Below are 20647 nucleotides of genomic sequence, written 5' to 3'. Positions count from 1 at the left end.
ATTTGTTTAATAGCACTAAAAGAGTTTTAGTAACAGGAGGAGCTGGATTTATTGGTTCTGCTGTCATTCGATATATTATCGAACATACTCAAGATCATGTCATTAATATTGATAAATTAACCTATGCGGCAAATTTGAACTCGCTAGCAATGGCTTCTAGCAGTGAAAGATATATTTTTGAACAAGTTGATATTTGTAATCGACAAGCATTGGATCGTGTATTTCAACAATATCACCCCGATGCTGTGATTCATTTAGCGGCTGAAAGCCATGTAGATAATTCAATAACCAGTCCTATTGTTTTTATTGAAAGTAATATTATAGGAACTTTTACACTTTTAGAAGCTTCTCGAAATTATTGGAATAATTTGTCTGATGAGAATAAAGAGAAATTTCGTTTTATCCATGTATCAACTGATGAAGTTTATGGTGATCTAGGTAGTACGAAATCATTTTTTACAGAGGTAACACCCTACTCACCAAGTAGTCCTTATTCCGCTTCTAAAGCATCAAGTGATCATTTAGTTAAAGCATGGTATCGCACATATGAGTTACCAACCATTATAACACATAGTACCAATAATTATGGACCTTACCAGCATACTGAAAAACTGATTCCATCTGTAATTTTTAAGGCACTGGCAGGCAAGCCCATATCCATTTATGGAGATGGTTTACAAATACGTGATTGGATATATGTAGAAGATAATGTCAAAGCTATATATTCTGTCTTAAATAAAGGTAAAATTGGCGAGACTTATAATATTGGTGCAAATAGCGAATATACGAACTTAGATACAGTACAAATTATTTGCTCAATGATGGATGAACTTATTCCAAAACGCCCAAATGGAATCAAACGATATCAAGATTTAATTCAATTTATATCTGATAGACCTGGCCATGATTATCGATATGCCATCGATTCATCGAAAATTCAAAAACAGTTAAACTGGAAGCCACAAGAAAAGTTTGAAAGTGGATTGCGAAAAACTATTGAATGGTATTTAAATAATATAGAAACTCAAGGATAACTTATGCTACCTAATGTACCGATTGTCATGCCAGCCTATAATGTGGAAAAATGTTTACAAAAGGGTTTTGAATGGTGTTTTTATATTAGCAATATAAGAATTAATTTTTATTGTATGAATCGCTCGTGCTGTTTACAGTAATTTGAGAAACTACTGTAATAAATATACATAAAAAACAAAACTAACGCCTTATCACAGACAAGATATATGGTGCTTATATCACAAAGAAAAATAACGGTCACTGATTTGGCAAAACGCTTTATGGTTACTCGGCCTACCATTTACAATGTACTAAAGAAAGCCTGATTGATGCTTTTTGTGCCTTTAACTGGTAAGAATGAACGTTATAAAACCATTCGTTATGGAATTAAACGTTTGGTTAAAGTCGAAAAATTGATTGAAGATAAATTAAGACGGCAAGCTAAACCCTATAACAAAACCTATCCAGGTTTACCTTTACTTAAAAATGAAATGAAACAGCAAACTAGAGAATATTTATTTGTTGGTATTAATGATTTTTCACGTGAGCTTTATGTGGGTATTTACCACGATAAATCCCAATTTAGCTCAGCACAGTTTTTACAAAATGATATATTAGTCCAATGTCCTTATACTATTGAATGTATTTATTCTGATAATGGACGAGAATATCAATGCACCAGCGAACACCTATTTGTTAAAACGTGTAATAACCACTGTATCAATCAAAAATTCACCAAACTAGCCTGCCCGCAAATGAATGGGAAAGCCGAAATAGTGATACGAACTTTAATGGAGATATGGCATAATCAACAAATATTTAGCGATTCAAAAGAGAGGAAACAAAAGCTTAAACGATTTATTAATTATTATAATACAGTTAACACTCAGCGATTTTGGGAAAAAGGTCTTATGAGTTTTTATAGGATTATTTTAATGATAAAGTGTAAATATCTCGGTGTTTTCCAACACTCACGAAAAAAGTAATAGCGATATTGATTGGGTTTATATAAATATTGTTATTTGGTTGAAAATGTATTTGCTAGGTTGAAACATTACCTAGGTATAGCAATACGTTACGATAAGTTGGTAATAGATTATATTTGTATGACGTATTAGTATGTTGCATGATGTGGCTAAAAATGTAAAGAAGGCTTATGATTAATACAAAAGATTAATAGCCCTTAATATTACTAAAATGAAATAAAAGTATAGGAATTGTGGGTATGTTTGAAAGCTTAAAACTACTTAATAGATATAGAAATAATAAAGTTAAAAAGATTAAAATGATGTTTAAAACAGCTAAATTAAATAGACAAAAAAAAGTAAAAAATCTTTTTAATATTGATGAATGCAATTCTATTTTAATCGTAATGTGCGATTATGGTATTGGCGATGCAATTGTAGCATCTTTTCTCATTTATGAACTAAGAAAGAATAATTATAATGTTAGTGTGGTAGTTGATGAGAGGCTAAATTTTTTATTCGATTATTTTATACAAGTTGACAATGCTTTTTTCTTTAACAAAAAGAATATTAAAAAATTTATTAGAGGTGAAGAAAAAATAAAAATAGATCTTGCAATTGATTTATATGATGAGGGAAATAATAGTCTAAGAAGAGTTGAGATAATATCTTCTTTTAAACCAACACATACTTTGGGATTCAACCAGTCAATGTATAGACAATATGATACATCGATTTGTTATTCCGATTATGATGCTCATATAACGGAAAGAAGTTGTATTGCTTTAGATTTCTTAAACATTGATTATGATATGGTTAAATATCATTTAAATATTCAATATGATGAATTACAACTGGCAAAGAAATTTTTAGATAAAATTTGTGATGGATTAGATAAATTTATTATTGTTTTTAATCCGTTTGGGTCTTCCAAAACAAAAAGTTTATCGCTTGAGCAAATAGAGAAAATCACTGAGTTTTTAACACTCCAAAAAGATTGTATTACTATCGTTGTAGGCGAACAGAAAGAAATTGTTTTTATACATGAATTACCTAATGTTTATATCAATAAAAATCCTTCTTTTATTTTTACATCTGCATTAGTTTCATTATGTAATTTGGTTATTACTGTTGATACATCTATTGTTCATGTTGCATCTGCATATAATATTCCTATGATAGCGGTATATAATAATCGTTATAATTTATGCTTTGACTTAAATAAAGTTTGGGCACCGATAAGTAATAATTTTGAATTAGTTTTTACAAAAGAAAATAAAGGAACCGAATTTGGTGATCCTGTTTCTAATTTAGATATTCAATTTATCATTGAAAAAATAAAGAAAATGTTGAGTGTTAATTTTAAGTATTGATTAAAAGCAGTTTAGGTTAAGTTCCAAAATTGTACTTTAGGCTATAAGTAAACTACAGTACAAAAATAGTTGATTAGTTATATGGTTTTTAATTAAATAAATTTAATAGATAACATTAATTATTTTTCTTTTCAAGTTAGTTATTTATAGTATAAACTTCCTATATTACCTTAAGAAGGTATCGCTTCCTAATAAACAGGGAGAATATTGGTCAATGGATTTTACGAATGACAGCAGTCAAAATCAATGCTGTTTTAGAAAATTCAACCTTATTGATGGATTTAGCCGAGCAGCATTAGGTATTGATATTATGCTCAGTTTACTTACCGGTAGAATAACGCGTTATCTGGACAAGCTAGCACAATATCATTGTTATTAGTTAAAAATATGGAACTATAGTGGTTCATTTTTGCCAACTGAGCAAAATTACACGGTATTACCATTGATTATCTTGAGCCAAGTAGTCTATATCAAAACGGTTATATTGAACGATTTAACTGAACTTATCGAATCGAATTGTTAGATTTATATTTTTTTAATAATCTAGAGTAAGTTAAGTAAGGAGGGTAACTGAAGAATAGCTCATCACTTGTTGGTGAAAGACTGCATGAGTATTAAATAATATGACACCAATTGAATACGAATCCTTAAAATAGGAAGCGTAATTTTCTACTTGAATCTTGTACTAAGTTTGGGGTATTGGCAAACATGCTATTTCCTTGTTCAGCCTAAAATTTAGCTAAGGTACATTTGTAATGTTAAGTTTAAATTAATACAAGAGGTTAATATCTAGTATGAATTATCTTGATGAGCTACAGCGAAAAGTTAATAAATATAAAAATAAATATTTTTTTAACAGTAAAAAAATAGCCATTAAATTAATTTGGTGGAACTTAGTTCAACTATTTAGTTTTAGAAATAAACAAGAAAAGATACCTAAGGAAAAATACAATAAAATAGCTTTATACTTCTCTGGCGGTATTGGCGATATTTTAATAGGCTTTAACTATGCTTGTTATTTGCTTGAATATTTAAAAAACTGCAATATTAGTATTGATATTTACGTTAATAATGCAGGAATGGTAAAAGCACTAGATGGAGGATCTGATTTTAATATTTATTCAAATACTAGCGAGGAACCTCATAAATATTTATTAAAGATTGGATTGGTTCGATATCCTCAGATATTAGAAGACAACATTGTTTATTCAAAGTATCGTAAGAATGATAGATTGTTGAAATTAGTTCAAGTTTATAGCGAATTTTATGCAAATAATCCTCGTTTTTTTGAATATCTTCCTTTTATGGATGGTATGACAAATCAGTATTCCCTCATTAATGGACAAAGAAGAATACAACAGCCTGATATAGGAAATATTTTAAATATTAGTTGTGATTTTAAATATTCACCTAAAGTTTCTCATGAAAAAAGAATTTTAAATAACTTAGGTTTAGAACCAGGAAGCTATATTACTATTAACAGAGGAGTAGATAGTCAAGGCAGTGTAATTGAATCGACAAAATTATGGAATATAGTTTGTTACAATAAGTTGATTGAATTGATTAAAAATAAGTTTAAAAATTTTAAAATTATTCAATTAGGAGCTTCTACTGATCGTTGTGAACTAATAAAAAATGTCGATATAAATTTAGTGGGAGAAACCTCACTGGAAGGACTGAAAGTATTACTGAAAAACTCGATATTACATATTGATAGTGAAGGTGGAATGGTTCATTTGCGAAAAGCACTTAATGGTGGTGTTTCAATTGTTATTTTTGGGCCTACATTATCAGATTTTTATGGATATTTAACTAATATAAATATTTCCTCAAAAGCTTGTCCTTTTAGTTGTGAATGGTTAAATGAAACTTGGAGCAAAACCTGTATTAATCGTGTTAATAAACATATTTGTATGGAAAGTATAAGTCCTTATGAAGTTTTCGAAGAGGTGAAAAAAGTTTTAAATCATGATGAAAATTCGTGCTAACAAATAGATTAATATAACTTATTAAAGTGTAGTTTTTTGTTAACTAATGTGTTAATAATTTTGCTGAATTTTTATGTAGATTTAATTTAAAAAATTAATTTGAATTCTAAATAGTTTTTCTAATTATTTTCTGCATGTTGAGTTATAATGGCTCGCTCTAAGACCGAACCATTTTGTTATATTATTAAATATGATTTTAGTACAGAACTAAAAGGGTCATGGTATCAAAATTGACTTGAACACGATGAGTATTAATAACTATTATTAATAGTAGCTTAAAACATTGACACGTTATGAGTAAATTAAAAACTAATTATGAACTACTTTGATAAATTACAAAAAAAGATTAATAAATATAAATTGCTTTATTCTAATAAATATAAAAAAGCCGCAATAAAATTACTATGGTGGAATTTCTGCAAGCTTTTCGAATTTAAATTAGGTTCGCTGTTCAATAAGTCACGCGAAATTCAATATAGATTGGATAGAATTTCGATTTTTATCACTGGAGGTATTGGAGATATATTGATTAGCTTTAATTATTGCTCTTATTTATTAGAATTTTTGAAAGATGAAATTAAATGCATTGATATTTTTGTAAAAAATCAATTTTTGGTTCAAGAGTTAATGGGAGACTCCTGTTTTAATATTTATCCTGTAACAGAATGGAACAAATCTGAAATTATTTATTTATTAGATTTCAAAATTGATCGTTTTCCCTTTATTGTTAATAACCATTTATCATTACTTGATACTAATTCAAATCCTAAAATAAAAGAATTAGTTAAATTGTATGAGGAATTCTATCAATTAAATAAAAAAATTGTTTATTATCCACCAAAAATTGATGCCTTAAGTATTCAATACTCTATTATAAATAGACAAAATAGAATACAACAGCCAGATATTTATGGTTATTTAAATATTTCTGGTGATAGTTATAAATTTATACCTCCTATTTTTAATGATCAAGAAGTTTTAGAAGCATTTGGTTTACACGATCAAAAATTTATTACTCTTAATCGAGGTGTTGACGGAACAAATCTTCATAGTGAGTCAACAAAGCTTTATCCACTTGATTATTATAATTCACTTGTTAAGTTAATAAAAAGTGAATTTCAAGAGTATAAAATTGTGCAATTAGGTGTCTCAGCAGAAAGATGTGAATTTATTGATGATGTTGATCTAAATTTAGTAGGAAAAACTTCATTAAATCAATTAAAATCGATTCTGAAAAATTCAAGTTTACATATTGATGGAGAAGGTGGAATGGTTCATTTACGAAAATCTTTGAATGGTGGTGTTTCTGTCGTTATTTTTGGACCTACATCACCAAATTTTTATGGTTATTCAAATAATATAAATATTTTTTCAAATGCATGTCCTGTTAATTGTGAGTGGATAAACGATAATTGGGCATCGTATTGTATTAATAAAAAAAATGATCGTATTTGTATTAAAAGTATTAAACCAACTATTCCTTTTGAAGAAATTAAAAAAGTATTGAAACAATAATACTAGGGATATTGTAATGAATGAATTTTATTCTTATCTAGATAAATTTAAAAGTACTAAAGTAACGGTTATTGGCGATATTATGTTAGATCGCTTTTTATATGGAACTGTTGATCGTATTTCGCCTGAAGCTCCTGTTCCAATCTTTAAATTGGAACGTGAGGAAGTAATGTTAGGTGGGGCAGGTAATGTGGCTGCTAATTTAGCAAATCTAGGCTGTAAACCTACATTTTTAGGATTTGTTGGTTGTGACATAAATGGCAAACTTGTCGCAACACTATTAAAAAATGCAGGGAGTCATAGCCATCTTTATAGCCTAAAGGCACATCCTACCATTATTAAAACAAGGTTTATTGCGAATCACAATCATTTACTTCGTGCTGATGAGGAGAAATTGTTCCCTTTTATGCCTGAGCTATTGCCAAAGTTCTATAAATTAGTTATGCAGGCTATTAAGATGACCGATATCGTTTTGTTGTCTGATTATAATAAAGGTGTTTTGAATCAAGAAACAACACAAATGATCATTACTCTTTGTAATAAATTTGATATTCCAGTTATTGTAGATCCAAAAGGTAATGATTATTCTAAGTATCGTGGCGCTACATTAATTAAACCTAATATCAAAGAGTTTTTTGATGCAACAGGTATTAAGCTTTGCCCCGAGAATGCTAGTTTTGATGAAGATCTGAAGCGAGGAGCGGATATTATCTTTCAACGATATGGTATAAAAAATATTATAGTTACGTTGAGTGAATATGGAATGGCTTATATACCATATGAAAATAAAAACTGTATTGTTAAAATACCAACTGAAGCTAAAGAAGTTTTTGATGTTTCTGGGGCAGGAGATACATCTTTAGCTACTTTAGGTATTGCGTTAGGGGCCAAAATACCTTTACCTAAAGCAATGCAATTAGCAAATATTGCATCAGGAATAGTTGTTGGAAAATTGGGAACAGCTACAGTATCTTTCGATGAATTAAAAAATAAATTATTAGCTAAACAATATCAAAATCATTGTAATGATATAGATAAATGCATTAGCATTAAAGAAACCAAATCAATAATTAATAATTTAAAAAAACAAGGTAAAAAAATTGGGTTTACGAATGGGTGTTTTGACTTATTACATTTAGGGCATTTAAGTTCTCTTAAGCAAGCGAAAAAGGTATGTGATATTTTAGTCGTTGGTGTTAACTCCGATGAATCAATAAAAAAATACAAGGGTAATGATAGACCTATCCAAGATCAGAATACAAGAGCTACTTTACTTGCATCCCTTGAGTTTGTTGATTATGTCATTATTTTTAATGAAGATAATGCTAATTATTTAGTTGATGAACTTCGTCCAGATATCATTGCTAAAGAAGGATATTCTATAGATAATTGGCCAGAAGCTCAGAAAGTGATAGGCTATGGAGGTAAAGTAGTAATACTTGATCGAGTTGACGGCTATTCAACATCTCAGCTTGTTGCTAAATGTAAAAAGGATATTTAGGTTAATAAAAAGAAATTATGTATATTAAACATATGTAATTTTGTGTAAATGGTTTATATGAATAAGCAAAAAACTTATTCATATGCCATAAAGTAGTATAAAACTGACAAGATATGCTAAATTATAGTATAATATATCTTATTTTAGAAATTATTAGTTAACTTTATGTCGGATAAATACACTACTTGGAAAACACTAGGATTGCTGTGGCCTTTTGTTGCACCATATAAAAAAGCATTAATTGTTGCAATATTTGGTTTATTATTAAATGCGGCTACGGATGCTACTCTCATTTCCCTTACTAAACCACTATTAGATCATGGATTAATGGATAAAAATTATTCTCTTTTAATGATAATAGCTTTATCTATTATAGGTCTAATTGGGTTGAGAGGGCTTTCTAATTATGCTTCAACATATTGTCTTTCTTGGTTATCTGGTAAAGTAGTGACTAAGTTTAGGCAGTTGATTTTCAACCATCTAGTTAGAAGTCCGGTCAGTTTTCATGATAAAAGTTCTGTCGGCGATCTTGTTTCTATTATTACATTTAATACACAGCTATTATCTAAAGCCTCTTCTGATGCTTTAATAATATTAGTCCGTGAAATTACATATGCTGTTGGTTTATGTTGTGTTATGTTTTATGGTAGTTGGAAATTAGCATTAGTATTATTCATCATAGTTCCCCTAATCATTTTTATTGCACAATTTATTGCTAAAAAATTTAGAGAAACAATAAAATCTATGCAAAAAGGTATGGGAGAGATAACTACTGCAGCTGATGAAATGTTAAATGGTCATAAAGAAGTTTTAATTTTTAATGCAAAAGATTATGAAAAAATCAATTTTGGATATATAACAGACACTGTTCGAAAAGGAGTTTTAAAAATAGAATTAGTATCAAGATTATCGACGCCTATCATTCAGTTAATTGCAACTCTTGGATTGGGATTCATATTATATCTTGTTGCGAGTGAAAGCTTAGATATTACACCAGGATCATTTACTGTTGTGTTTTCGGCAATGGTAGCTGTTATGCGTCCACTTCGGGAACTAACTAGCCTACATGTTGAATTACAAAAAGGTGCAATTGCTTGTGAGTCCTTATTTGGCATTTTAAATGCTCCGTTGGAAGAAGATAATGGTACTATAGTAAAAGAAAAAGTAAAAGGAAGTATTGAATTTAAAAATGTTACTTATACTTATCCTACACGAAACACACCTTCGCTTAATGATATTAGTTTTAGAATCAAAGAAGGAGAAACAGTGGCATTGGTTGGTCGATCAGGAGCAGGGAAATCAACAATTGCAAGTTTAATTCCTAGGTTTTATGATGTTTCACAAGGAGAAATTCTTTTGGATTCTATTAATATTAAGAATTATAAGTTAAAATCGTTACGAGAGCAGATCGGTTATGTATCTCAGCGCGTACATTTATTTAATGGTAGTATTGCTGATAATATTGTTTATGGTGAAAAAGGTTTACATTCTCGAGAAGCTATAATAAAAGCAGCTAAATTAGCTAATGCACTAGAATTTATTGATAAATTACAGGATGGTATAGATACTGAAATTGGCGATAATGGTGTTTTATTATCTGGTGGGCAAAGGCAAAGAATTGCGATAGCTAGAGTTCTCCTACGTAATAATCCAATATTAATTTTAGATGAAGCTACTTCTGCTTTAGATAATGAATCTGAAAGATTGGTTCAAGATGCTATTGAAATATTACAAAAAAATCGTACTTCTATTATAATCGCCCATCGTTTATCGACAATAAAAAAAGTTGATCGAATTATTGTTATTAATGATGGAAAAATTGTTGAAGATGGTAATCATGAATCGCTTATAGCCCAAAAAGGACTTTATTCGCAAATGTATAAAATGCAATTTAATTCTTAACATTATTAATTTATTTATAAAAATATGACTAAAAATAATTTAAAAATTCACAACGATATAGATAAAGATTCATCTACGTGGAATACTTTTTTGAAGTTGTGGCCATATGTTGTTGAACATAAACTAATTTTATTTCTATCTGTTATATTACTTTTTTTAAGTGCATTTGCTGATACTTCTTTAATTGCAATTTTAAAGCCTTTACTGGATAGAGGCTTTAGTGATGGTGATAAGAATTTCTTATTAATAGCACCAGTATATATTTTTGGTTTAGTGTTGTTACGTGGTCTTGCTAATTATGGCTATTCTGTTTTTCTTTCATTGATCTCAGGTAAAGTCGTGATGAGAATTAGACAAAGACTTTTTAATCATTTTGTTGATTCGCCTGTAAGTTATTATGATCAAAATTCCAATGGGCGATTATTATCGCGCATAACTTATGATACAGATCAAGTCGCATCATCGTCATCTGATGCATTAATAGTTATTATTCGGGAATCAGCATTTATTTGTGGTCTATTTTATACCATGTTTTACAATAGTTGGCAGTTATCTTTATCTCTTATTATTATTACTCCTATTGTAATAGCTTTAATTACTTTTATTTCAATAAAGTTTCGTCAATTAGCTAAAAATATGCAAAACTCTATGGGTGATGTTACTATGTCAGTGGAACAAATGTTGAAAGGTCATAGAGAAATAATTGTATTTGGTGCTCAAAATGAAGAATCAAAAAATTTCGAAAAAATAAGCAATAAATTTCGTCGAGATAGTATGCGGTTAGTTTCTATTTCTGCCTTATCAACACCTATTGTTCAATTAGTGATTTCTTTTGCTATAGCTTTTGTTTTGCTAACTGCAAGCAATCCTGATTTAAATATTACGCCTGGAGAGTTTACTGTTGTTTTTTCATCATTAGTAGCACTTATGCAACCTATCAAAAGCTTAACAAGTGTCAATGCAAGCTTTCAAAAAGGTATGGCTGCTTGTCAAACATTATTTGCTATATTGGATCAACCTATAGAAAAAGATAATGGAAAAATAAATATTGAACGCGTAAAAGGAAATATTGAGTTCAAGCATGTGAATTTTTCTTATGAAACTAGGCAGCAACTAGCGATACAAGATATTAATTTTTCAGTAGCAGCGGGAAGAACTATTGCTTTTGTTGGTCGTTCAGGTTCTGGAAAAACAACCATCACGAGTTTACTCACACGTTTTTATGATATTACGGAAGGTGAAATATTGATAGATGGATGTAATATTAAAGATCTAACTTTGTTTTGCTTGAGAAATCAGATTGGTTTAGTATCTCAAAATGTTTATCTTTTCAATGATACTATTGCTAATAATATAGCATATGGTCGCGTTGGTTACTATTCGCGATCTCAGATAGAAGAGGCATCAAAGAAAGCTTTTGCTTATGATTTTATTATGAAATTTGAAAATGGATTTGACACAAAAATCGGAGAAAGTGGTGTACTATTATCGGGAGGACAACGGCAACGTATTGCAATTGCAAGGGCATTATTACGTGATAGTCCAATTTTAATATTAGATGAAGCAACATCAGCACTAGATACCGAATCAGAACGAGCTATTCAGACAGCACTAGATGAATTAAAAAAAGGTAGAACTTCTTTAGTCATTGCTCATCGGTTATCGACTATTGAAAATGCTGATGAAATTTTAGTGCTTGATAATGGACATATTGTTGAACAAGGTAATCATAAGACATTGTTAAATAAAAAAGGGATATATTATAATTTATACACTGGAAAGCAATTTAAATAGTCTAATTATAGTGGTTTCCTATCATATAAAATTAACATTTTATTAACTTTCTTAATCTAGAAAAGGGTATGGTATTTATATTGTTAGGTGGAAAATAATAATTTTAGTATGCCCAAATAAAGATATTATCGGTAGCAAATGAATGATGGTGGAAATAAACTTAAATGAATGATAAAAAAGATAGCATTAATATTGCTTTTTGCTCTGATAGAAACTATTTGAAGTACGTAGCTATAGCTATTCAATCAATTTATTTTAATAATTTGAATAACTCTTTAAAATTCCATGTTTTTCTTTATGATGTTTCACAAGAAGATATAGATAAATTGAATAGAATGTATTTAAATATTAGCGTTTATTCTATACCTGAGGGTTTTTTAGATAAGTATGATAATGAGTATGCTATAAAGCATTTAAACCGTTCAATGTATATTCGACTTTTGGTTCCTAGATTACTAAAAGAAAAGGTTGATAAGTTAATTTATTTAGATGCTGATATACTCTGTTTTAAAGATATTTCAGCTATTAATAATATTAATATAGATAATGTTGTTTGCGCTGCTAGTGTTGACTCCTTAAATAAAGAAAATATAAAAAACAATGTTCAACGTTTAAATTTATCTACGAGCAATTATTTTAATTCGGGATTTTTATATATAAATGTAAAAAAATGGAATGATTTTCATACTGAAGAAAAAATTAATAACATTCTATTAGAGCATAGGAAACAGTTACTTTATCCCGATCAAGATGCTCTTAACATAGTATTGCAGAACAATGTATTAATCATTGATCATGATTGGAATTATTTATTTACTTGGATTTCAGAGAAAGACCAAAATAAATTTTTGAAAACCGAAAAAAAAATACCTTATTTTATTCATTTTACAGGAGCAAGAAAACCTTGGTACCTAGAACATTTAGGTATGGCTCAAGATTGGTATGTTTTTTATAAACATTTTACTTCATGGAGATCTTGCCCGCTTGAAAGTTATAAAGATAAAATGAGAATTTCTGATTATAGAATATATGCCAAAAGATTTTTAAAACAAGGTCGTGTATTTGAGGCTATAAAATATGCATTTTTATATTTAAAGTTAAAATTAAAAAATAATATTAATGATAATGAAATTAAAAGATGAATTTTTCAAATTAATATATAGGCTAGCTCATTCAAAACGTTATAAACATAATCGAAAGCGTTGGCCATATATAAAAATTTCTCGTGGAGAGTGTGGGCAGATTGTGGATTTTTCCTACAAAGGAAGGAAAGTACCCATAGTTGATCTTAAATCGTTAGAAAATTCTTATAGAGGTAAACTGATTATTATAGCCTCTGGTCCCTCGATTAATCAAATAACATTTAAGCACTCTCAATTGATTTCTACTCTTGGTGTTAATGGTTCATACTGTCTAAAAGACAAAGTTAACTTTAATTTGTATGTTATAACGGATATTCATTTTTTTTCTCAGCGTTCAGATATAGTTAAAAAAATTATATCTAATAAAAAACTTTTATTATTTTTACAAGTTGATGGATTAGTAAAAATAATAAATTTATTTGGATACAAATCTATTCTTTGTAAAATAGCATTGATAGAAGATGCATTTAAACTTACTTATGAACCTTTGAGAACATTATCTGAAATAGAAAATGATCCTCAAAGAAATAAAAGCATTTATTTTTATAACAATAAAAATAAAGAGCATGAACCATTGGCTTTTGAAACCAATATAGCTCATGGTGTATTTCCTGCCAAAACTGTGGTTTATTGGACCCTTCAAATTGCTATATACTTAGGCTTTAAACAACTATATTTGGCTGGAGTTGATTTAAATAATTTTCATTTACCAAGATTTTACGAAACACCAGATAATATTACTTACTCACAGTTAGCATTGGATTTTGAAAAAAACATACTTCCAGCTTTTGAACATGCTAGTGAGGTTATGAAAAAATTAAATGTAGAAGTTAAAAATATGTCTTTAGATAGTGCACTTGATTCTCATATATTTGAGAAAAAATCTTATGATGAAATTTTTAATTTCTAAATTATTTTTATATCCTAAAGTTTGTTTAATTATTTAATAAGTTGTTATTATTATCGATTTCATTTTTAGGTAGTGAGATATTTATTAATATATTGTTGTAAAATATTTATGTCTAAATTTTTAGCCGTATCTCCAGGAGCAATGATCTGTATAGCTTTATCATAATTTGGTTTATATACATTGTTATTTTCATATCTAGGATCAAAAATATCAACTTCAGAGCTATAAATACTAATTAGAGGCTTATTGAATGCATTTGAAAGATGAACAATTGATGTATCAACTGAAATGACAAAATTACAATGTTTTACAAGCGAAACAGTATAAAAGAAATGATCTAATGAATTTATTAAAACATTGGGAGATTGGCATAATTTATTTATTTTATCAGGTAAACCTACAACTATAGTTATTAAATTTGGATAATTTGATAATAAATTGAGTATATTTTGAACTTGCTTTTCAGAAAAACTTCTACGTTCAGAGGAAGCATAAGGAGTAAAGATACAGATTTTTTTATTTTGATAGTTAGATAAGATTCTTTCTACTTGCAAATCATATTTGTTAGGATAATAAAGGTCATATTTATATTCCTTTTCTTTAACTTCAATATTTATATGTCTAAGAATGTAGATAAATCTTTTGCTAAAATGAGAGCTATAGTCAGAATAATTTATAATTGAATCATATATCCGGTACGTTTTAGGGTAGTTAAAACCTATAGTGTGTTTTGGTTTTATTTTTTTTATTACTTTAAATACCCAATTTGAGTAACTTGTTTTATTATTTGGGTCAATAAAAAGATCGCATTCTAAATATTTCAATATCTGTGTTTGTCTCTTCGTTAAAGGTTTATCAAGACAAATAACCTTATCTATATTAGGATTATTTTCAAATAGAAAAGCATTTTTTGTTATTGTCAAAATCGTAACTTGGTAGCCTTGAGATTTTAAAATCTTTGGTAAACCAGATATAATAATTGCATCACCTAGTCCATTTTTACAGGCTTGAATAGTAATCTTATTTATTTTTGATAGATCTAATTTAGTTTTTTTTATCTTAAAAGACAAGATTAAAAGTTTTACTTCTTTAGTGAAGTAATTTCTTTTTCTATTAAGTTTACGGATAATATTAATAAAATTTTCTAGCATTTCTCTATACAAATAAGTTATTTTAATATTATTTATTGTACCAAACTTTATTTCTATAAAAAATTATATAAGTAAATTTGTTTTTGAATAATTATAACAATTACTCATAATATTTTAATTAGTTTTAATTTAAGAATTCGAATATAATTATTTGGTTATTAATTGAGAAGGATAATTACTATGATTGTTGTAACTGGCGGAGCAGGATTTATAGGAAGTAATATTGTAAAAGGTTTGAATACTAAAGGGTATAAAGATATTCTTGTTGTTGATGATTTAACTGATGGGACAAAATTCTCTAACCTAGTTGGTTTAGATATTGCTGATTATATGGATAAAGATGAATTTCTTTCGGTAATTTTATCAAATCAAGATTTGGGTATTGACGTTATTTTTCATCAAGGGGCATGTTCCTCAACTACTGAATGGAATGGTAAATTTATGATGGAAAATAACTATCAGTATTCTAAAGATCTATTGCATTATTGCTTAGATTTTGAGATTCCATTTTTATATGCTTCATCTGCAGCAACATATGGAGGACGTAGCGATAATTTTATCGAAGATAAAGCTTATGAAAAACCACTAAATATTTATGGATATTCTAAATTCTTATTTGATCAATATGTGAGAGAAATCTTGCCAAAAACTAACTTACAAGTATGTGGCTTTCGTTATTTTAATGTTTATGGTCCTCATGAAACACATAAAGGTAGTATGGCTAGTGTAGCATTTCATTTAAATGAACAATTTCATAAGGGAGAAAAACTCAAATTATTTGCTGGTAGCGATGTATTTAAACGTGACTTTATTTATGTTGAAGATGTGGTTGATGTTAATTTATGGTTTTGGGAAAATAAAATCTCAGGAATTTATAATTGTGGAACAGGTAAAGCAGAATCATTTCAAAGTGTTGCTGATTCTGTTCTTAGTTATTATCAAAACGGTGAAATTGAATATATTCCATTTCCAGAACATTTAGAAGGTCGTTATCAGCGTTTTACACAAGCAGATATGACTAAATTCCGAGAATCTGGTTGTCCAATTAAATTTAAAACTGTTACCGAAGGAACAATAGAATATATGAAATGGTTAAATAATAAATAGAGATTTAGCTATTTCTATATTTATTTTATAATTATTTTTGGTTAGTTATTTAACATCCCTTATGATTTTTATTAACATTTAATTCAAAGAGTTGGGGATGTATTGTATAATTCAATTTTTAAAACTTGTTTACTATATATTAGGGTTGTCGATCTTTTGTAAGCATATATTAATTAATAATACATTTCTAGCCGGATAACTATAAATGCTAGCGATAATGTGCAGGCATAATTCCTTTTGCTCTCATGAAATAATTTGATACTTTTGCAAAATTCCTATATGTCTTTTTTCAACAATTATTGATATAGTATGCATATTATTTAAATTTTAAGTTGCTAAATTTTGTTATATAGAGTTCTTTTCAATGTAGAATAAACAGTTATACGTTCATAACGTTGTACTCATCCTTAAATATCTTTTCTAATTTTTGTCGATATTTTAAACTTATTTCTTATTAGGTATATTTTAAGTGATTGATGATTTTTCTGAAAATGGTTTATTGGCTAAAGCTATTGATGGATTTGTGGCAAGAGAGCCACAACGAAACATGGCAAGTAAAGTCTCAGAGTCAATAAATAAGCAACAGCCTCTTGTTGTTGAGGCTGGAACTGGAACAGGTAAAACGTTCGCTTATTTAGTACCCGCTTTACGTAGTGAAAAGAAAGTAATACTTTCCACGGGGTCCAAGAATCTACAAGATCAACTTTTTAGTAAAGATCTGCCTATTATCAAAAAAGCATTAAATTACACTGGCAAAATATCTCTTCTTAAAGGTAGGTCGAATTATCTTTGTTTAGAACGATTGTATAATCAATATGCAGCTGCAGGAGATCTTGATAAAGATTTACGTGTTGATTTAGTTCGTGTCAAAAATTGGTCAATTAAAACCAAAGATGGAGATATTAGCAAATGTATAACTGTCACGGAAGAAAACCCAATTTGGCCAGTATTGACCAGTACAAACGAAAGCTGTCTAGGAAGTGACTGCGAACATTATAATGATTGTTATGTTGTTAAGGCTCGTAAGCGTGCTTTAAATGCGGATATTGTGGTTGTTAATCACCATCTATTTTTAGCCGATGTTGTGGTAAAAGATACAGGTTTTGGTGAGCTTATTCCTAAGGCTGATGTAATGATTTTTGACGAAGCCCATCAGTTACCAGATCTGGCTTGTCACTATTTTGGACAACAGTTGACTAGTCGTCAGCTACTAGAACTTGCAAAAGAGATAACACTTAGCTATCGTACTGAAGTAAAAGATATGTCTCAGCTACAGCAGTGTGCAGATAAATTGCAAAAAAGTGTTCAAGATTTGCGTATTGCAATTAATCAGCAACCACTTAAAGGTAATTTGCGAGTGTTATTCAAACAGCAAGCAATAAAAAAAGAGTTATCTTATCTTTTTGATGCATTAGATTTTTGTCGTGAGGTTTTAATGTTGGCAATAGGGCGATCTACAGCATTAGATAATTGCTTTGAACGAGTAAATCAATACATCAGCTTATTAAAAAAATTAAGTGAAACATATGTAACTGGATTTAGTTATTGGTATGAATGTACTTATAATTATTTTGTTTTTGCGATAACGCCATTATCAGTGGCCGATAAATTTTCTGAACTATTAGCAGAACGTAAAGGTAGTTGGATTTTTACCTCGGCAACCTTGTCTGTTGATAATAAATTAGATTATTTTACTAAGCGCCTTGGTCTTACAAATGCCGAGTCCCTTATTTTAGAAAGCCCATTTGATTATTTACATCAAACTGTCATGTGTGTTCCGCGTTATATTCCTTCTCCTAATGAACAAGGTAATGCTGAAAAATTGGTCGATATATTATTGCCAGTTATTGAAGCAAACAATGGACGTTGTTTCTTCCTATGTACTTCTTATGCCATGATGAATGCTTTAGCAAAACAGTTTAAAGAACTCACCAAATTACCAGTATTAGTACAAGGTGAAACAAGCAAAGTAAAATTACTTGAGCAATTTATACATAGCGGAAACGCCTTATTAATTGCTACCAGTAGTTTTTGGGAAGGTATTGATGTTCGAGGCGATACCTTATCTTGTGTTATTATAGATAAATTACCATTTACATCTCCAGACGATCCTTTAATAAAAGCTCGTATGGAAGATTGCCAAATGCAAGGTGGAGATGCATTTAATGATGTGCAATTACCTGAAGCTGTTATTACCTTAAAACAAGGTGTAGGTCGATTAATTCGCCATCATAATGACCGTGGAGCAATTATTATTTGTGACAATCGCTTGGTTATGAGACCTTACGGTGCAACCTTTATTAATAGTTTACCTCCATCGCCAAGAACACGAGATGTAAATAAAGTTATTAATTTTTTATTATCTAAAACTAACTTATAAAATTAAATATTTTGGAAAAGAAATGAGTACTATCTTAGCTATTGATACCTCAACAGAAGCATGTTCGGTAGCTTTACTTTACCGTAATGAAATCACTCATGATTTCATCATATCAGCACGCGATCATACTAAGCAAATATTACCAATGGTGGATAAACTTCTTGTACTATCAGATTGTTCACTTGCTCAAGTTGATGCCATAGCCTTTGGGCAAGGGCCTGGTAGTTTTACTGGCGTTAGAATTGGCATTGGTGTTGCACAAGGTTTAGCATTAGGCATTGACAAACCAATGATAGGAGTTTCAACGTTGATGACCTTGGCTCAAGGTGTATATCGAACACAAAAAGCCACAAAAGTCATTGCTACAATTGATGCCAGAATGGGTGAAGTCTATTTAGGACAATACTCTTACAGCAATAATCAATGGCAAACAGTTATTTCAGAATGTGTTATTGCACCTGAAAAAGTAATAGAAAAAGTGGAAAATATAGGTAATGATAGTTATTGTGCTGGCACTGGTTGGCAAACTTATCCAGATATGATTAAAGGAATAAGACAGAGTGATATCTTATTACCTCACGCACAGGATCTAGTCGTTCTTGCTAAGAATAAATGGTTAAAGAATGAAGTAGTTAATGTTGAGCAAGTAGAACCAACTTATTTACGTAACGAGGTAACTTGGAAAAAACTACCAGGTCGTTAATAACAAGTAAATATTAAAAAGCCACCAAATGGTGGCTTGAATTTAATACACTCGTTTACATTATTCTTTAAATAAACCTAAATGCTCTTTTGCATAAGCTTCAAAATCAGTACAACCACCGATTGGTTTTTCATCAATAAAGATTTGAGGTACTGTTTCAACAGGTTTACCAACACTTTTAGATAGATCCTCTTTAGTAATGCCTTCTGCGTTAATATCAACATAACGATAAGAAAAATCATCACGCTCTTGAGAAAGTTTTTCAGCTAGTTCTTTAGCTCGAACACAATAAGGGCAACCTTGACGCCCAAAAATTACAGTATACATTTTCACCTCGAATAAATTTTTTACATATAAATACTATACGTTACTTTAAATTAAAGAAAAGTTGTTAAATATAGTTGATTAAATAGATTATATCTATTAATGATGAAATTGAAAAGCTAACGTGGCTACAAGACTTTACAAAAAGTTGGGGAAAGAAGTTTATTGTAAAATAGTCTAGCATCAAAACCAGCTTAATCTTACTATCACAATTGGCTATAGTTAGTTCAGCTAATGCAATACTAAAAGCGACTTCAAGTCTGGTCATTGCTAGGAATGCCAGCAAGTGGTGGCGTTATCGAGTGCAGATAAACATGGTTTTACTGTCAACGGTGTTTTTTACAGTGAGGCGAGTGGCACTATAAAATCTAGTGAAGTGAAAGAATTTGATGGTAATTTAACGCTTAACGATTTTAAAGTGGCGATTTATACTTCAACAAACTTAGATAAAGTTGAAAATTATAATAATATAGATAATGCCGATCCACAGGAGCCGTTTAAAGTTGAATCGACTAATTATTGGTGGTATGACAATAATGGTGTAAGAATAATAGGTAATGATAAGAAAAAAATGATAGGTTGTGGCAGTGGCTTTTCAATGCCATTAAAACTTACCATAAAAACCAATGTATGTAGCATCAATACCTTACCAATTCTATAAACAGAGGAAAAGTTAACCACACATACAGTGGTTCGATTGGTTAAGGATTTTTATATGCTTAACAAAACTTTACAAAAAAGTAGGTGAAAAATGAAATTTTTATTCTAAAATAAAGTTGAATTATTATACATTATAGTTCCATTTTGGAATTACCAAAAATGATGTTAATTGTTTATTTTATAATAATAAATCAATAAAAATAAGTATGAGGAATAAT

The 20647-nt window shown here is 29.2% G+C and carries 18 protein-coding genes and 1 pseudogene; 17 read left to right on the top strand and 2 right to left on the bottom strand.

What is annotated here, in order from left to right; all coding sequences use genetic code 11:
• The first annotated feature begins 2 nt into the window (after positions 1-2).
• The 13 genes and pseudogenes from rfbB (at position 3) to B9N71_RS06915 (ending at position 14104) form a co-directional block, all read left to right on the top strand.
• Positions 3-1034 (top strand): dTDP-glucose 4,6-dehydratase, encoded by a 1032-nt coding sequence (gene rfbB / locus B9N71_RS06960; RefSeq protein WP_051634314.1) that lies wholly within the window; start codon positions 3-5, stop codon positions 1032-1034.
• Between the two features lie 207 nt (positions 1035-1241).
• On the top strand, positions 1242-1340 hold the full coding sequence (locus B9N71_RS13520) for an HTH domain-containing protein (RefSeq protein ID WP_080702376.1): 99 nt from the start codon (positions 1242-1244) through the stop codon (positions 1338-1340).
• Between the two features lie 3 nt (positions 1341-1343).
• A complete protein-coding gene (locus B9N71_RS06955) occupies positions 1344-2000 on the top strand; it encodes an integrase core domain-containing protein (protein WP_244178534.1) in 657 nt (218 codons plus the stop codon).
• A pseudogene (locus tag B9N71_RS13330) lies at positions 1999-2161 on the top strand (IS5/IS1182 family transposase); the annotation flags it as partial. The gene B9N71_RS06955 and the pseudogene B9N71_RS13330, both read left to right, overlap by 2 nt.
• Positions 2162-2239: 78 nt before the next feature.
• On the top strand, positions 2240-3352 hold the full coding sequence (locus B9N71_RS06950) for a glycosyltransferase family 9 protein (RefSeq protein WP_085165040.1): 1113 nt from the start codon (positions 2240-2242) through the stop codon (positions 3350-3352).
• A gap of 214 nt (positions 3353-3566) precedes the next feature.
• Positions 3567-3731 carry a hypothetical protein gene (locus B9N71_RS13005; RefSeq protein ID WP_167370071.1) on the top strand — a complete coding sequence of 55 codons (165 nt, stop codon included), beginning with the start codon at positions 3567-3569 and terminating at the stop codon, positions 3729-3731.
• 415 nt (positions 3732-4146) lie between these two features.
• Positions 4147-5340, top strand: a complete 1194-nt coding sequence (locus B9N71_RS06945) for a glycosyltransferase family 9 protein (RefSeq protein WP_085165038.1) — start codon at positions 4147-4149, stop codon at positions 5338-5340.
• Between the two features lie 315 nt (positions 5341-5655).
• Positions 5656-6855 carry a glycosyltransferase family 9 protein gene (locus B9N71_RS06940; RefSeq protein WP_085165036.1) on the top strand — a complete coding sequence of 400 codons (1200 nt, stop codon included), beginning with the start codon at positions 5656-5658 and terminating at the stop codon, positions 6853-6855.
• A gap of 16 nt (positions 6856-6871) precedes the next feature.
• Positions 6872-8356 carry a PfkB family carbohydrate kinase gene (locus B9N71_RS06935; protein WP_085165034.1) on the top strand — a complete coding sequence of 495 codons (1485 nt, stop codon included), beginning with the start codon at positions 6872-6874 and terminating at the stop codon, positions 8354-8356.
• Positions 8357-8521: 165 nt separating this feature from the next.
• On the top strand, positions 8522-10258 hold the full coding sequence (gene msbA / locus B9N71_RS06930) for a lipid A export permease/ATP-binding protein MsbA (RefSeq protein ID WP_085165032.1): 1737 nt from the start codon (positions 8522-8524) through the stop codon (positions 10256-10258).
• A 24-nt stretch (positions 10259-10282) separates the two neighbouring features.
• Positions 10283-12052, top strand: a complete 1770-nt coding sequence (gene msbA / locus B9N71_RS06925) for a lipid A ABC transporter ATP-binding protein/permease MsbA (RefSeq protein ID WP_143422076.1) — start codon at positions 10283-10285, stop codon at positions 12050-12052.
• A 164-nt stretch (positions 12053-12216) separates the two neighbouring features.
• Positions 12217-13194 carry a glycosyltransferase family 8 protein gene (locus tag B9N71_RS06920; RefSeq protein WP_085165030.1) on the top strand — a complete coding sequence of 326 codons (978 nt, stop codon included), beginning with the start codon at positions 12217-12219 and terminating at the stop codon, positions 13192-13194.
• Positions 13178-14104, top strand: a complete 927-nt coding sequence (locus tag B9N71_RS06915; RefSeq protein WP_085165028.1) for a WaaZ-like lipopolysaccharide core biosynthesis protein — start codon at positions 13178-13180, stop codon at positions 14102-14104. The genes B9N71_RS06920 and B9N71_RS06915 overlap by 17 nt, the downstream gene beginning before the upstream one ends.
• A 65-nt stretch (positions 14105-14169) precedes the next feature.
• Here the strand turns inward: B9N71_RS06915 and B9N71_RS06910 are convergent, their stop codons facing one another.
• The gene (locus B9N71_RS06910; protein WP_085165026.1) at positions 14170-15255 is read right to left on the bottom strand and encodes a glycosyltransferase family 9 protein; all 1086 of its coding nucleotides are present in this window, start codon (positions 15253-15255) and stop codon (positions 14170-14172) included.
• A gap of 180 nt (positions 15256-15435) precedes the next feature.
• Here B9N71_RS06910 and rfaD point away from each other — a divergent pair, with 180 nt between their 5' ends.
• The 3 genes from rfaD to tsaB all read left to right on the top strand — a co-directional run bounded on the left by rfaD (position 15436) and on the right by tsaB (position 19445).
• Complete coding sequence (gene rfaD / locus B9N71_RS06905) at positions 15436-16362, top strand: ADP-glyceromanno-heptose 6-epimerase (RefSeq protein ID WP_085165024.1); 927 nt, start codon at positions 15436-15438, stop codon at positions 16360-16362.
• A 469-nt stretch (positions 16363-16831) separates the two neighbouring features.
• Positions 16832-18742 (top strand): DNA repair helicase YoaA, encoded by a 1911-nt coding sequence (gene yoaA / locus B9N71_RS06900; RefSeq protein WP_085165022.1) that lies wholly within the window; start codon positions 16832-16834, stop codon positions 18740-18742.
• A 22-nt stretch (positions 18743-18764) separates the two neighbouring features.
• Entirely contained in the window at positions 18765-19445 is a 681-nt protein-coding gene (gene tsaB / locus B9N71_RS06895; protein ID WP_065589347.1) for a tRNA (adenosine(37)-N6)-threonylcarbamoyltransferase complex dimerization subunit type 1 TsaB, read from the top strand.
• A gap of 60 nt (positions 19446-19505) precedes the next feature.
• Here the strand turns inward: tsaB and B9N71_RS06890 are convergent, their stop codons facing one another.
• Positions 19506-19772: a GrxA family glutaredoxin gene (locus tag B9N71_RS06890; protein WP_034912061.1), complete on the bottom strand. Its 267-nt coding sequence runs from the start codon at positions 19770-19772 to the stop codon at positions 19506-19508.
• Positions 19773-20055: 283 nt separating this feature from the next.
• On the opposite strand from B9N71_RS06890, the gene B9N71_RS06885 reads away from it, so the two are divergent.
• Positions 20056-20430 carry a hypothetical protein gene (locus tag B9N71_RS06885; protein WP_085165020.1) on the top strand — a complete coding sequence of 125 codons (375 nt, stop codon included), beginning with the start codon at positions 20056-20058 and terminating at the stop codon, positions 20428-20430.
• The last annotated feature ends 217 nt before the right edge of the window (positions 20431-20647 follow it).

It is taken from the genome of Gilliamella bombi (assembly GCF_900103255.1).
In the GTDB taxonomy this organism is placed as follows: domain Bacteria; phylum Pseudomonadota; class Gammaproteobacteria; order Enterobacterales; family Orbaceae; genus Gilliamella; species Gilliamella bombi.
This window is presented reverse-complemented; position numbering and strand designations above follow the sequence as displayed.

Bases quoted from the DNA above. Each gene is read 5' to 3' on its own strand.
- tsaB (WP_065589347.1), top strand. From the start codon at position 18,765: ATGAGTACTATCTTAGCTATTGATACCTCAACAGAAGCATGTTCGGTA.
- B9N71_RS06915 (WP_085165028.1), top strand. From the start codon at position 13,178: ATGAAATTAAAAGATGAATTTTTCAAATTAATATATAGGCTAGCTCAT.
- B9N71_RS06955 (WP_244178534.1), top strand. From the start codon at position 1,344: ATGCTTTTTGTGCCTTTAACTGGTAAGAATGAACGTTATAAAACCATT.
- B9N71_RS06890 (WP_034912061.1), bottom strand. From the start codon at position 19,772: ATGTATACTGTAATTTTTGGGCGTCAAGGTTGCCCTTATTGTGTTCGA.
- msbA (WP_143422076.1), top strand. From the start codon at position 10,283: ATGACTAAAAATAATTTAAAAATTCACAACGATATAGATAAAGATTCA.
- B9N71_RS13520 (WP_080702376.1), top strand. From the start codon at position 1,242: ATGGTGCTTATATCACAAAGAAAAATAACGGTCACTGATTTGGCAAAA.
- rfaD (WP_085165024.1), top strand. From the start codon at position 15,436: ATGATTGTTGTAACTGGCGGAGCAGGATTTATAGGAAGTAATATTGTA.
- B9N71_RS06935 (WP_085165034.1), top strand. From the start codon at position 6,872: ATGAATGAATTTTATTCTTATCTAGATAAATTTAAAAGTACTAAAGTA.
- B9N71_RS06945 (WP_085165038.1), top strand. From the start codon at position 4,147: ATGAATTATCTTGATGAGCTACAGCGAAAAGTTAATAAATATAAAAAT.
- B9N71_RS13005 (WP_167370071.1), top strand. From the start codon at position 3,567: ATGGATTTTACGAATGACAGCAGTCAAAATCAATGCTGTTTTAGAAAA.
- B9N71_RS06920 (WP_085165030.1), top strand. From the start codon at position 12,217: ATGAATGATAAAAAAGATAGCATTAATATTGCTTTTTGCTCTGATAGA.
- B9N71_RS06940 (WP_085165036.1), top strand. From the start codon at position 5,656: ATGAACTACTTTGATAAATTACAAAAAAAGATTAATAAATATAAATTG.
- B9N71_RS06950 (WP_085165040.1), top strand. From the start codon at position 2,240: ATGTTTGAAAGCTTAAAACTACTTAATAGATATAGAAATAATAAAGTT.
- B9N71_RS06910 (WP_085165026.1), bottom strand. From the start codon at position 15,255: ATGCTAGAAAATTTTATTAATATTATCCGTAAACTTAATAGAAAAAGA.
- msbA (WP_085165032.1), top strand. From the start codon at position 8,522: ATGTCGGATAAATACACTACTTGGAAAACACTAGGATTGCTGTGGCCT.